General features: G+C 71.2%; 10 protein-coding genes and 1 pseudogene. 2 read left to right on the top strand and 9 right to left on the bottom strand.

The annotated features are described in order from the left end of the window. Positions 1-64: 64 nt before the first annotated feature. Positions 65-631, top strand: a complete 567-nt coding sequence (locus tag ACFSL4_RS27760) for a GPR1/FUN34/YaaH family transporter (RefSeq protein WP_381088534.1) — start codon at positions 65-67, stop codon at positions 629-631. Between the two features lie 94 nt (positions 632-725). Here the strand turns inward: ACFSL4_RS27760 and glmS are convergent, their stop codons facing one another. The 3 genes and pseudogenes from glmS to ACFSL4_RS27745 all read right to left on the bottom strand — a co-directional run bounded on the left by glmS (position 726) and on the right by ACFSL4_RS27745 (position 3,878). Then, positions 726-2,543 (bottom strand): glutamine--fructose-6-phosphate transaminase (isomerizing), encoded by a 1,818-nt coding sequence (gene glmS / locus ACFSL4_RS27755; RefSeq protein WP_381088531.1) that lies wholly within the window; start codon positions 2,541-2,543, stop codon positions 726-728. A gap of 56 nt (positions 2,544-2,599) precedes the next feature. Continuing rightward, positions 2,600-2,857 (bottom strand): hypothetical protein, encoded by a 258-nt coding sequence (locus tag ACFSL4_RS27750; protein WP_381088528.1) that lies wholly within the window; start codon positions 2,855-2,857, stop codon positions 2,600-2,602. 67 nt (positions 2,858-2,924) lie between these two features. Then, a pseudogene (locus ACFSL4_RS27745) lies at positions 2,925-3,878 on the bottom strand (DUF4429 domain-containing protein). Positions 3,879-3,973: 95 nt separating this feature from the next. Here ACFSL4_RS27745 and ACFSL4_RS27740 point away from each other — a divergent pair. Continuing rightward, on the top strand, positions 3,974-5,566 hold the full coding sequence (locus tag ACFSL4_RS27740) for a beta-N-acetylhexosaminidase (protein ID WP_381088525.1): 1,593 nt from the start codon (positions 3,974-3,976) through the stop codon (positions 5,564-5,566). Here ACFSL4_RS27740 and ACFSL4_RS27735 read toward each other — a convergent pair. The 6 genes from ACFSL4_RS27735 to ACFSL4_RS27710 all read right to left on the bottom strand — a co-directional run bounded on the left by ACFSL4_RS27735 (position 5,530) and on the right by ACFSL4_RS27710 (position 12,646). After that, a complete protein-coding gene (locus tag ACFSL4_RS27735; protein ID WP_381088522.1) occupies positions 5,530-7,398 on the bottom strand; it encodes an IucA/IucC family protein in 1,869 nt (622 codons plus the stop codon). The two genes, ACFSL4_RS27740 and ACFSL4_RS27735, sit on opposite strands and share 37 nt — an antisense overlap. Then, a complete protein-coding gene (locus tag ACFSL4_RS27730) occupies positions 7,395-7,943 on the bottom strand; it encodes a GNAT family N-acetyltransferase (protein WP_381088519.1) in 549 nt (182 codons plus the stop codon). Before ACFSL4_RS27730 ends, ACFSL4_RS27735 begins: the two co-directional genes overlap by 4 nt. After that, positions 7,940-9,217, bottom strand: a complete 1,278-nt coding sequence (locus ACFSL4_RS27725; protein WP_381088516.1) for a lysine N(6)-hydroxylase/L-ornithine N(5)-oxygenase family protein — start codon at positions 9,215-9,217, stop codon at positions 7,940-7,942. Before ACFSL4_RS27725 ends, ACFSL4_RS27730 begins: the two co-directional genes overlap by 4 nt. After that, the gene (locus ACFSL4_RS27720) at positions 9,201-10,643 is read right to left on the bottom strand and encodes a pyridoxal phosphate-dependent decarboxylase family protein (RefSeq protein WP_381088514.1); all 1,443 of its coding nucleotides are present in this window, start codon (positions 10,641-10,643) and stop codon (positions 9,201-9,203) included. The genes ACFSL4_RS27725 and ACFSL4_RS27720 overlap by 17 nt, the downstream gene beginning before the upstream one ends. A gap of 79 nt (positions 10,644-10,722) precedes the next feature. After that, complete coding sequence (locus tag ACFSL4_RS27715) at positions 10,723-11,589, bottom strand: siderophore-interacting protein (protein ID WP_381088511.1); 867 nt, start codon at positions 11,587-11,589, stop codon at positions 10,723-10,725. A 1-nt stretch (position 11,590) separates the two neighbouring features. After that, the gene (locus tag ACFSL4_RS27710; protein ID WP_381088508.1) at positions 11,591-12,646 is read right to left on the bottom strand and encodes an ABC transporter substrate-binding protein; all 1,056 of its coding nucleotides are present in this window, start codon (positions 12,644-12,646) and stop codon (positions 11,591-11,593) included. Positions 12,647-12,672 lie beyond the last annotated feature (26 nt).

Genomic DNA, 12,672 nt, shown 5'->3' with positions numbered 1-12,672 from the left:
CTTTGTGAAGGGCATATATCGGTCACCGCACAACCGTGCATGCAGGACAAGAAGGGAGCCCGCCGTGGACAACGACGTCTCTGCGGGAAGCACCACCTCGACCGTCGGACGGCTCGCACTCGGCATCACATTGCTGGCCTTCGGCCTCGGAACCACCAGGGTGATCGACGGCGTGACGACGGCCGACGCCGTGTCACTGGCCCACTATCTCGGCGGCGTGGCCCTGTTCCTCGCCGGCCTGTTCGCCCTCCGTGACCGTGACACCGTCACGGGGACGGCCTTCTGCGCGCTCGGCGCCCTCTGGTTCACCTGGGCCGTCACGGCAGGCGGCCAGATGTCCGACAATGCCGCCGGACTCTTCCTCCTGCTGTTCGCCCTGGTGGCGCTGAGCCTGACGCTCGGAGCCGCCGGCGGTGTCCTCGACCAGGGCACCTACGGCCTGTTGTTCGTCTCGCTGCTGCTGCTCGCCGTCGCGCGGTTCGCGGGCAGCGACTCGCTGGGCAAGGCCGGCGGCTGGTTCGCGGTCGCCGCGGGCGTGGTCGCCTGGTACGCGGCGACGGCGACGCTGGCCAAGTGGCCCACGGCCCTTCCCCGACGCGCTGCCGGCCGCGGAGTGACGGCCGCCGGCTGACGCAGCGCCGGGCCGGGACGTGGGTTCCCGGCCCCCGAAAAGAGCGACCCCCTGTGCGGGTGGCACACAGGGGGTCGCCTCTTCGCGGACGTGCTTATTCCACCGTCACCGACTTGGCGAGGTTCCGCGGCTTGTCGATGTCCCGGCCCAGGGCCAACGCCGTGTGGTAGGCGAGGAGTTGCAGCGGGATGCCCATCAGGATCGGGTCCAGCTCGTCCTCGTTCTTCGGCACCAGGACCGTGTGGTCGGCCTTTTCCTGCTCCCGGTGGGCGACCGCGAGGATCCTGCCGCTGCGCGCCTTGATCTCCTCCATGGCCGCGCGGTTCTTCTCCAGCAGGTCGTCGTCCGGCACGATCGCGACCGTCGGCAGGGCGGGCTCGATCAGTGCCAGCGGGCCGTGCTTGAGCTCGGAGGCCGGGTACGCCTCGGCGTGGATGTAGGAGACCTCCTTCAGCTTCAGGGAGGCTTCACGGGCCACCGGGTAGCCGCGCACTCGCCCGATGAAGAGCATCGAGCGGGCCTCGGCGAGCTGGTGCGCCAGCTCCTTGATCTCCTCCTCCTGCTTGAGGATCTCGGCGATCTGCCCGGGCAGCCTGCGCAGGCCCTCGATGATCCGCTTGCCGTCGCGCACCGACAGGTCCCGGGTGCGGCCGAGGTGCAGGGCGAGCAGCGCGAAGGCGACGGTGGTGTTGGTGAAGCACTTGGTGGACACCACGCACACCTCGGGGCCGGCGTGGACGTACATGCCGCCGTCGGCCTCGCGCGCGATCGCCGAGCCGACCACGTTGACGATGCCCAGCACTCGGGCGCCCTTGCGCTTGAGCTCCTGCACGGCGGCCAGGACGTCGTAGGTCTCACCGGACTGCGAGACCGCGACGTAGAGCGTGTCCGGGTCGACCACCGCGTTGCGGTAGCGGAACTCGGAGGCCGGCTCGGCGTCGGCGGGGATGCGCGCCAGCTCCTCGATCATCTGGGCGCCGATCATGCCCGCGTGGTACGAGGTGCCGCAGCCGAGGATCTTCACCCGGCGCACGGCGCGCGCCTCACGGGCGTCCAGGTTGAGGCCGCCCAGGTGCACGGTGGAGAACCGGTCGTCGATGCGGCCGCGCAGCACGCGGTCCACGGCCTCGGCCTGCTCGTGGATCTCCTTGTGCATGTAGGTGTCGTGGCCGCCCATGTCGTAGGACTCGGCCTCCCACTCGACGGTGGTCGGCTCGGCTGTCGTACGGGTGCCCTCGGTGGTGTACGTGCGGAAGTCGTCGGCCTTGAGGGTGGCCATCTCGCCGTCGTCGAGGGTCACTATCTGACGGGTGTGGGCGACCAGCGCGGCGACGTCGGAGGCGACGAACATCTCCTTCTCGCCGATACCGAGGACGACGGGGGAGCCGTTGCGGGCCACCACGATCCGGTCGGCGAAGTCCGCGTGCATCACGGCGATGCCGTAGGTGCCCTCCACCGAACGCAGCGCCTGGCGGACCTTCTCCTCCAGGGTCTCGGCCGGGGAGCGGGCGATGAGGTGGGTGAGGACCTCGGTGTCGGTCTCGGACAGGAACTCGACGCCGTCGGCCTCCAGTTTCCTCCTGAGGTCGGCGGCGTTGTCGATGATCCCGTTGTGGACGACGGCCACCGTGCCGTCGGCCGACAGGTGCGGGTGGGCATTGACGTCGGAGGGGGCGCCGTGGGTGGCCCAGCGGGTGTGGGCGATGCCGGTGGTGCCCTTGAAGCGCGCGGGGACCTTCGCCTCCAGGTCGCGGACCCGGCCCTTGGCCTTGACCATCTTCAGACCGGCCGACTTGGGGGATGTGACGACGATGCCCGCCGAGTCGTAGCCGCGGTACTCCAGCCGCTGCAGCCCCTCCAGCAGCAGCGGGGCCACATCGCGCTTACCGATGTATCCGACGATTCCGCACATATGAGTCCTTGGGTCCCTTTTGTCCTGCGCTCGGTGACGTGATGTCGTCCGGCGGCTCAGCCATAGACGATGCGGCGCAGCTGCCGGAGGGTGAGCTCGGGCGGCGCGACCGCGCGGTACTTGAGATCCGCCTCGATCCGGTCGAAGATCGTCGCGTTCACCAGGCCCTGGGCCTGCAGCTCGCGATGGCGGCGGCGGACGAATTCCTCGGTCGTCTCGTCGAAGTAGGCGAGCACGTCCTGGATCACGCGCAGAGCCTCGCCCCGGCTGAGGGGTGTGGACCGCTCCAGATGATCAACGAGTTCGTCGTGCACCCGCTAGATCATGGTGTACGGGTGCCGGGAGTGCAAGAATTCTGCCCGATTCCGGGCAGGAGGTGGCTCACATCCGTTTGAGGACCGCCTGCTTGGTCATGGTGAACTCCTCCTCGGTCGGCACGCCCGTCCCGTGCGACTCGCCCAGTCAGCGCAACCGGCGCAGCGGCGCGTCGTGGTGTGCTCGGCGGGGGTGGGTCGAGGGGCGGGCGCGGTGAGCTCGTCGGCGGGCGGCGCGCCGGCCACCGCGGCTGCCGCGGGAGCCGACGGGTGCGGCGGCCGGGCCTGCACGGCCGCCGCGACGAGCGCCATCAGCGGGTCCTTCTTGAAGCCCCACAGCGCGACGGAGTGGGGGTCGTACTTCGGTGGCACCGCGGTCTGGGCGCCGTGCACGGCGAAGCGGAGAGTGCCGTTCTCCAGGCCCACCGCCGGCTGCCGGTCCACGGCGGTGACGGTGGCCACGGGCAGCGTGCGGACGCCCGCGGACGCCTTCGAGTCCTCGGTCTTCCAGTTCCACTCCAGGCGTATGCGCTCACCGCCGAAGCTCGCCGAGCCGTCCCCGGCGGACGCGGACGCGGACGGCGGCACCGCGGGGCCGGGCGGCATGGCGGCCGACCGGGCCGGACGGCACCTGCTCCAGCAGGAGCGCGTGGCGGACCTCGTCGGCCAGGTACTCGGCGACGCCGTGGCGGTCGGGCTCGACGACCGGCCGGTAGGGGGTGTCGGACTCGCCGAGCCTGCCGCCGGCCGCCTGGGGCTGGGGGTCCCCACGCCGTTCAGGCGGTGGGGGAGGGCCGGCGCCGTCGCGCAGCCGCAGCCGCAGCCGCAGCCGCAGCCGCAGTCTCAGCCGTCCGGCCTTCTTGCCCTGCTTCAGGGAAATGCCCGCCAATGCACTGAGCGGGACGGAGAGTTCACCCAGTGTCCTGCGGAGCAGGCCGACGTTCTTGTCGCGCCCCGGAGTCAGCCGCAGCGTGCCGCCGTCGAAGGTCCACGTACCGTCCTTCTGGATGATTTCCGCCACGAGGGGGATTGTTCCCCCCGCCGTGCGAGAGAGTGGTCTATACCCATCGGCGCCGCACCGGACAGGCCCGTGGGACCTCATGGAAGGGAGCGCATGTGACACGGCACCACAGAACGCCCCGCCTCCTCGGAACGCTGCTGCTGGCCGCGGCAGCCGGACTCACCCTGGGCTCCGGCGCCGCGCCCGCCGCGACCGCGCCCCCCGCCATCCCCCTGACCCAGGTGATCCCGGCGCCGGCCTCGGTCGAGGCGGGCGGTTCCCCGTACCGGATCACCCCCGGCACACGGATCCGTGTCGAAGGATCGGGCGAGGCCCGCCGGGTCGGCGAGTACCTCGCGCGCATCCTGCGTCCCTCGACCGGCTACCGCCTGCCGGTCACCACGCACGGCACCGGCGGCATCCGGCTCCGCCTGGGCGGCGGCCCGCCCGGCGGCGAGGGCTACCGCCTGGAGAGCGGCGCCCGGGGCGTCACCATCACCGCCCGCGGGCCGGCGGGACTCTTCCACGGTGTGCAGACCCTGCGCCAGCTCCTGCCCGCCGCGGTCGAGCGGAAGACCGTGCAGCCCGGGCCCTGGGTGGTCGCGGGCGGCACCATCGAGGACCTTCCGCGCTACGCCTACCGCGGCGCGATGCTCGACGTCTCCCGTCACTTCTTCACCGTCGCCCAGGTCAAGCGCTACATCGACGAGTTGGCGCTCTACAAGATCAACACCCTGCATCTGCACCTGAGCGACGACCAGGGCTGGCGCATCGCGATCGACTCCTGGCCGCGCCTGGCGGCCCACGGCGGCTCGACCCAGGTCGGCGGCGGCAGCGGCGGCTTCTACACCAAGGCGCAGTACCAGGACATCGTGCGCCACGCGGCCTCCCGCTATCTGGAGGTCGTCCCCGAGATCGACATGCCGGGCCACACCAACGCCGCCCTCGCCTCGTACGCCGGACTCAACTGCGACGGCGTCGCACCCCCGCTCTACACCGGCACGAACGTCGGCTTCAGCTCGCTGTGTGTGCCCAAGCCGGTGACGTACGACTTCGTGGACGACGTCATCCGCGAACTGGCCGCGCTCACACCGGGCCGCTACCTCCACATCGGCGGCGACGAGGCGCACTCCACGAGCCACGACGACTACGTGACGTTCATGGACCGGGTGCAGCCCGTCGTGGGCCGGTACGGCAAGACCGTGATCGGCTGGCACCAGCTCACCGGCGCGCACCCGGTGAAGGGCGCCCTGGCCCAGTACTGGGGGCTGGACGGCACCAGCGCCGCGGAGAAGGCCCGGGTCGCCCGCGCGGCGCAGAACGGCACCCGGCTGATCCTGTCCCCGGCCGACCGGGTCTACCTCGACATGAAGTACACCGGGGACACACCGCTCGGACAGGACTGGGCGGGGCTGGTGGAGGTGCGCCGCTCCTACGACTGGGATCCGGGCACCTACCTTCCGGGCGCGCCGGGTTCGGCGATCGCCGGTGTCGAGGCGCCCCTGTGGTCGGAGACGATCGTCACGGACGCCGACATCGACTACATGACCTTCCCGAGGCTGCCGGGCGTGGCCGAGCTGGGCTGGTCACCGGCCGCCACGCACGACTGGGACGCCTACCGGACGCGGCTCGCCGCGCAGGGGCCGCGCTGGCAGGCACTGGGGATCGGGTTCTACCGGTCGCCGCAGGTGCCCTGGCCGGCGGACTGAACACCGCTCGCGGGCACCCCGGAGGACCGTACTCCGGGGTGCCCGCCCCCACCCCGGGCCTGGAGCCCGGCGATCGGGTTCCTCAGGGTCCCGGCCAGCTGAAGCGCCCCCGACGGGTCCGCCAGGTCCACCATCTGCCGGTTGTCTCGCAACTGGAGCCGGTTGAGGCACGACAGCGGGAACCGAGGGGCGAACAGGTCGTACTGCCGGAACCTGCCGCCCAGTTCGGGGTGCTCGTCCTGATAGGTGTGGGCGACCTCGGCGACCGTCCGCCAGAAGTCCTCCTCCTGCAGAACCCCTTCGGCGGCGAGGTGGGCGGCCAGGAAGCGCAGGAAGCAGTCGAAGACGTCCGTGAAGACCGACAGGAGCCGCTTCTCCTCCGGCACCTCGGCACGGATCCGCGCGGCCTGCGGGGGCAGCGCCGTACGCGGGTCCAGGACCGCGACCTCCTCCGCGATGTCCTTGAAGACCGCGCGCCGCACGACCCCGTCCGCCAGGACGAGGATGACGTTCTCGCCGTGCGGCATGAAGACCAGGCCGTGGGCGTAGAAGCTGTGCAGCACCGGGACGAGGTACGCCCGCAGATAGCGGCGCAGCCACTGCGCCGGCGCGAGGCCCGACCGTTCGATCAGCGCACCGGCGAAGGAGGCGCCCGCCTGGTCCACATGGAGGAGGGAGGCCATGGTGGCCAGGCTCTCGCCCTCCCGGAGCGACGGCACCGGGCTCTCCCGCCACAGCGCGGCGAGCATCTTCCGGTAGGGCGAGTGGTGGTCCGTGGCCGCCTCGTACTCCAGGTGGCGGTAACCGACCGCCGCACGCTCCCGGATGATCGTCAGACCCGTCTCCGTCAGCACCGGGTCGTTCTCGATGAGCCCCGCCAGCCAGTCGTTGATCGCCGGGGTCGCCTCCATCCAGGCGGCCGACAGCCCCCGCATGAAGCCCATGTTGAGGACGGACAGGGCCGTCTTCACATAGTGCTTTTCGGGGTTGCTCCGGTTGAAGAAGGTCCGCACGGACTGCTGGGCCAGGTACTCGTCGTCGCCCTCGCCCAGGCACACGAGGTGCCGCCGGGCGATGTCGGCGGCGAAGGCGACGGTGAGCTTGTTGCGCCACTGCCAGGGGTGGACGGGTATGAGGAGGTAGTCGGCGGGGTCCAGGTGCTGTCCGGTCAGCTGACGGTGGAAGCGCTCGACCGCCTCCTCGCCCAGTTCCTCCCGGACGAACGACGGGTACGCGATCCCGGCCCCCGCCGTGAACACCGCCCGCGAACGGTGCGCGGCCAGCCACACCAGCCGGACGGGGCTCGCGCTCTCGGGGGCGTACGCGTGGTGGTCGTGGATGCCGAAGCCCAGCCGTCCGTTGTTGGCGACGAAGCAGGGGTGGCCCTCGGTCATGCCGGTCTCGATGTCCTGGAACCCGCTCCCGGCCAGTTCGGCGGCGGTGACCTTCGGCTTGGCGAGCTTGTAGCAGGTGCCGGAGAGGGTGGCGGAGATCTCCTCCAGATAGACCGGGAGCACCTCGTCGCTCAGCCCCAGCGACGTCCGCAGCTCGGTGATGAGGTCCAGGGCCGAGAGGGGGAGCGCACGGCCGTCGCGGTGCCGGGTGAGGGAACCGGGGTCCACCTGCCAGTGGTCGAGGGCGCGGCGGGTGGCGGCGAACCGGTAGACGGTGTGGCCGTCGTCGCTGCGGACGACGTACCGGCCCTTCCCATCCCGTCCGGGCGTGACCAGCCGCTCGTGGGCGAACTCGGCGAGGGCCTTGCGGACGAGGAGGCGGTTGGCGTGCTCCCAGCGTCCGGGGGACAGATGGGAGACTGCGTCGGCGAGGTTCATGCCGCCATCGCCTGCTCGAACCGCTCGCGGGTGCAGAAACCCAGCAGTGCCCTCTTCTCCGGCTTCTGGATCTCACGTTCGGGCAGGAACCCGACCGCCGCGTTCAGGGCGTGCACGGCGGTGTTGCGCACATCGGGTTCGACGACCACGCGGGCGGTCGCCGGGTCGTCGAACAGGTGCCGCATCACCGCGGTGAGGACGGCGCGGGTGAAGCCGTGCACGGGTGTCTCGGCCGGCGCGACGAGGAAGTGCATGCCGACGTCACCGGGCTCGGGCCGGTACAGGCCGGCCAGTTCGCGGTGGGCGGGATCGTACCTCTCCATCAGGAAGACGGGTGTGCCGTCGTGCAGTCCGAGGAGGGCGTGGTGGTGCTCGTCGGCCTCGATCGCCCGATAGGCGCGCTCGACGTCGGCCGGCCGGGCGTCCTGCATCATCCAGAAGGCCGCCTTGGGGTGGGTGACCCAGGTGTGCAGCAGTCCGGCGTCCTCGGCCGGGTCGAGGCGGCGGAAGGCGAAGGCGCCGGGGGCGCCGGTGGTGGTGCTCATGCGGCGAACTCCTGGAAGGCGATGGACTTCTCGACGGGGTAGTACTCGCTGCCGAGCAGTTCCCGGATGATGTACGCGTTGCGGTAGGGGCCCATGCCCAGGTCGGGGCTGGTGACGCTGTGCGTGTGGAGGCCGCCGTTCTGCAGGAAGACGCCCCGGCCCGTGGTGTCGACGGCGTAGTTGCGGGCCACGTCGAAGTTGCCGTGCGCGTCGTAGCGCAGACGGTCGCGGACCGGCCGCAGGAAGCCCGGTTCGGTGTACCGGTAGCCGGTGGCGAGGACCAGGCCCTGGGTGCGCAGCTCGTAGTCCTTCTCCTGCTCCTCCTGGCGCAGGTCCAGCCGGTAGCCGCCGTCCTCGCGGTGTACGCCGTTCAGTGAGGAGTTGGCGAGCAGACGCGTGGACGGGGGGCCGTCGAGGTTCTTCTGGTACAGCAGGTCGAAGATCTCGTTGACGAGGGCCCCGTCGATGCCCTTGAACAGGGGCTTCTGCTGCCGTGCGAGACGGTAGCGGGTGGGCTCGGGCAGGGCGTGGAAGTAGTCGATGTACTCCGGGGAGGTCATCTCCAGGGTGAGCTTGGTGTACTCCAGCGGGAAGAAGCGCGGTGAGCGCGTGACCCAGTTCAACTGGTAGCCGTGGACGTCGATCCCGCCGAGCAGGTCCCGGTAGATCTCGGCGGCGGACTGGCCGCTGCCGACCACGGTGATCGACTCCAGGGTCTGCAGCCGGTGCTTGTGGTCCAGGTAGCGGGAGGAGTGGACGGCGTCGCCGTCGAGGCCGCGGCAGGGCTCCGGGACATACGGGGCGGTTCCGGTGCCGAGGACCAGATGGCGCGCCCGGTAGGCGTCCCCTTCCCGTGTCCGTACGACATACAGCTCGTCCTCGTACGTCACGTCCGTGACCGTGGTTTTGAAGCGGACGCTGCCGAGCCGGGAGGCGGCCCAGCGGCAGTAGTCGTCGTACTCGACGCGCAGCGGGTAGAAGTTCTCGCGGATGTAGAAGGAGTACAGCCTGCCCCGCTCCTTCAGATAGGCCAGGAAGGAGTACGGGGACGTCGGGTCGGCCAGGGTGACCAGGTCCGACAGGAACGGCGTCTGGAGGTGGGCGCCGTCCAGGAACATCCCGGAGTGCCATTCGAAGGCGGGCTTCGACTCCAGGAAGACGCCGTCGAGCGCGGCGATGGGTTCGATGAGGCAGGCGAGGCCGAGGTTGAAGGGGCCGAGCCCGATCCCCACGACGTCGTACGTCCGGGTGGGGGTTTCAGGAAGCGCGGTCAAGGGACTCTCCCGGGTACTGCCCGGCGTGGCGGGCGATCAGTTCGAGCACGGCGGCGATGTCGTCCGTCGTGGTCTCGGGATTGAGCAGGGTGAACTTCAGGTAGTGGCGGCCGTCGACCTCGGTGCTCGCGACCACGGCGTCGCCGGAGGCGAACAGGGCGTTGCGGGCGTGCAGGTTGGCGCGGTCGATCCCGGCCGGGTCGGCGGCGGACGAGGGGACGCAGCGGAAGACGAGGGTGGACAGCTGCGGCTCGACCACCACGTCGAAGCGCGGGTCGGCGGCCAGCAGCTTCCAGCCCTCCCCGGCCAGGTCGCACACCTCGTCGAAGAGGGCGCCGATGCCGTCGGCACCCATCATGCGCAGGGTCGTCCACAGCTTGAGGGCGTCGAAGCGGCGGGTGGTCTGGAGGGACTTGTCGACCTGGTTGGGGATGCGTTCCCGCGCCATCCGGCGTGGGTTGAGGTACTCCGCGTGGTAGGTGGCGTGGCGCAGGGTGGCGCCGTCCCGTACCAGCACGGCGGACGAACTCACGGGCTGGAAGAAGGACTTGTGGTAGTCGACGGTGACGGAGTCGGCGCGTTCGATGCCGTCGAGCAGGCCGCGGCGGCGGGGCGAGAGGAGCAGCCCGCAGCCGTAGGCGGCGTCGACGTGCAGCCAGGTGCCGAACCGCGTGCACAGCTCGGCGATCCCGGGCAGCGGGTCGATGGACCCGAAGTCGGTCGTGCCGGCGGTGGCGACGACGGCCATGGGGACCAGGTCGTCCCGCCTGCAGCGCTCCAGTTCGTGGGCGAGGGCGAGGGTCTGCATGCGCTTGTCGTGGCCGACGGGGACCGGGATGACGGCGTCGGCGCCCAGACCGAGGAGTTTCGCCGACTTCCGCACACTGAAGTGGCTCGCCTCGGAGGCGAGGATCCGCAGCCTGGCGAGGCTGCCGGTGCCGGCCTCCTCACGGGCCAGCAGCAGCGCCTGGAGGTTGGACTGGGTGCCGCCGCTGGTGAACACGCCGTCGGCGGCGGGGCCGAGGCCGATGCGCTGGGCGGTCCAGTCGATGAGTCTGCGCTCGATGAGGGTGCCTCCGGCCGACTGGTCCCAGGTGTCGAGGGAGGAGTTGACGGCGGACAGCACTGCCTCGCCGAGCACGGCGGGGATGACGACGGGGCAGTTGAGGTGGGCGAGGTAGCGGGGGTGGTGGAAGTAGACGGCGTCGCGGAGGTAGACGTCCTCCAGTTCGTCCAGGACCGCGGTGGTGTCGTGCAGCGGGCGGTCCAGGTCGATCCGCTCGACGCGGGATGCGAGGGAGTCGACCGTGGCTCCGGTGAACGGGCGGTCGGTGGCGGCGAGTTGGGCGGCCACCCGCTCGACTCCTTCGACCACGGAGCGGCGGTAGTGCTCCGTGGTCAGGTCATTGAGCAGGTGCTGGCGCATGCGGGACCTCCGATGAGGGCGGTAAACTTAGGTTAGCCTAACCTAAGTTTCCGGGTGTGGTGCCGCCCCCTGACCCTCGTCACCCGTGCGCGCGCATCTGCTCCTCGCTCAGTCCGCGCCGCCAGTAACCGACGAAGGTGACGCGCCGGCGGTCGATGCCGCGCTCCCCGACGAAGTGCCGGCGCACCTCCTTGACCTGCCCGGCCTCGCCCGCGATCCAGACGTACGGGGCGCGCGCCTCGGGGAGCCGGGCGGCGCGCAGCGCGGCCGGCGCCGGGGAGGCGGGGGTACCCCCGGCGCCGTGGGGGGCTTCGCCGCGCACCAGCCAGGTGATCCCGGCGTCGGCCTCGGTCACCGGGTCCTGGATGTCACCGGCGTGCCCGACCTCCAGCCAGACGCGGACGCGGGTGTCCGCGGGCAGCCGTTCGAGGATCGCGCAGGCGGCGGGCACGGCGGTCGTATCGGCCCAGAGAACCACCAGGTCGGTGTCCCCGGGCGGCCGGAAGCGGATCGCCCGGTTGTCCGCGACCGCCGGTCCGAGCACTACGACCCGGTCGCCGGTGGCGGCCCGGGAGGCCCAGTGCGAGGCAGGGCCCGCGGGGGCGGTCGCGCCCGGTTGAACGCCGTGCAGCACGAAGTCGATGTCGATCTCGGCGGGATCCCGCCGCAGCGCCCGGAGCGTGTATGAACGCATCACCGCCCGTACGTCGTCGGGGAGTTCGCGCCATCCCCGCCACCACCGGTCGCCCAGGTGGACCGGGACGGCGGGCTCGCTTTGGCCCGGCTGCGGCAGGAAGAGGGAGAGGCTCTGGTCGTGTCCGTCGGAGCGGAACGCACGCAGGTCGTCGCCCGTGAAGGTGACGCGGACGAGGGAGGGGCCGAGCCGCCTCGTCCGTACGACCTGGAGGGAGAAGAAACGGAACGGGGCGGCCACGGCCGTCGTCATGTCAGCTCACCTGCTTCGCCGACTCGATCGCCTGCGCGAGGTCGTCGAGCAGCGGGGCGCACTTGTCGTACGACAGGATGGGCTCGGGGTTGCGGGCGATGACCTGGCCCGCCCTGACCGCGGGCAGCTTCTTCCAGGTCGCCTCGGTGATGGCGGCGGGCTGGATGGCCGAGGTGCGGTTGTCCATCATGATGATGTCGGCCGGGTACCTGTCGGCGTTCTCCCAGCTCAGGTTCTCGTACCAGCCGCCGCTCGCCTCCAGGGCGGAGGCGGGCGGCTCCACGAAGTTCACTCCGAGCGCCTTGAAGTACTCCAGGTCGACGGAGAGGTTCGTGCCGGAGACGTAGAAGACGTCCTGGCTCGCGGAGCCCGCCAGCACCTTGATGCCCGGCTTGGCCCTGGCGGCCGCGCGCAGCCGGGCGGCCGCGTCCTCGAACCGCTTCTTCGCCCGGGTGATCCCGGTGGAGCCGGTGTCCGCGCCGAGCGACTTCGCGAGTTCCAGCATGCGCCGCAGCGGCTCGGTCAACTGCCGGTCGTAGACGGAGATCCCGACGCTCGGGGCGCCGACCGCGAGGATCTTCTCGCGGGACTCCTCGGGCACGTACCAGAGCGTGCCCGCGTCGTCGAACAGGGTCGTGACGAGCAGGTCGGGGGCGAGCGCCGCGTACTTCTCGACGTTGAACTGGCCCCATGCGTTGCCGAGGACCGCGACCTTGCCGACGTCGAGGTCGCCGGCCTGCACGTCCGCCGCGCCGTCGTCGGTCTCCGTCGGCCCGAAGACGCCCTTCACCTCGATGCCGTAGTCGTGCAGCGCGGCGGCGGCACCGACGAACGCGACGACGGCGGACGGGGTCCGGTCGGACTTCGCGGTCCGGCCGCGGTCGTCCTTGAAGGACCAGGGGCCGGAGCCCTTGCCCGCGGTCGGGCCGCCGCCCGGGCCGCCGTTCCCGGGGTCTTCGCCGTCGCCGCAGGCGGTCAGCAGGGCGCCGAGTCCCAGGGCGCCGCCGGCGGTGAGGATGCCACGGCGGGAGGGGAGGGCGGGGCGCGGCTTGGGCATGGGTGTGCCTGCTTTCGTGCGAAGGG

The organism is Streptomyces caeni (assembly GCF_042678285.1).
GTDB lineage: Bacteria > Actinomycetota > Actinomycetes > Streptomycetales > Streptomycetaceae > Streptomyces > Streptomyces caeni.
The sequence above is the reverse complement of the archived record's forward strand: the minus strand, read 5'-3'. Positions and strand labels throughout refer to the sequence as shown.

Bases quoted from the DNA above. Each gene is read 5' to 3' on its own strand.
- glmS (WP_381088531.1), bottom strand. From the start codon at position 2,543: ATGTGCGGAATCGTCGGATACATCGGTAAGCGCGATGTGGCCCCGCTG.
- ACFSL4_RS27735 (WP_381088522.1), bottom strand. From the start codon at position 7,398: ATGAACCTCGCCGACGCAGTCTCCCATCTGTCCCCCGGACGCTGGGAG.
- ACFSL4_RS27730 (WP_381088519.1), bottom strand. From the start codon at position 7,943: ATGAGCACCACCACCGGCGCCCCCGGCGCCTTCGCCTTCCGCCGCCTC.
- ACFSL4_RS27720 (WP_381088514.1), bottom strand. From the start codon at position 10,643: ATGCGCCAGCACCTGCTCAATGACCTGACCACGGAGCACTACCGCCGC.
- ACFSL4_RS27715 (WP_381088511.1), bottom strand. From the start codon at position 11,589: ATGACGACGGCCGTGGCCGCCCCGTTCCGTTTCTTCTCCCTCCAGGTC.
- ACFSL4_RS27710 (WP_381088508.1), bottom strand. From the start codon at position 12,646: ATGCCCAAGCCGCGCCCCGCCCTCCCCTCCCGCCGTGGCATCCTCACC.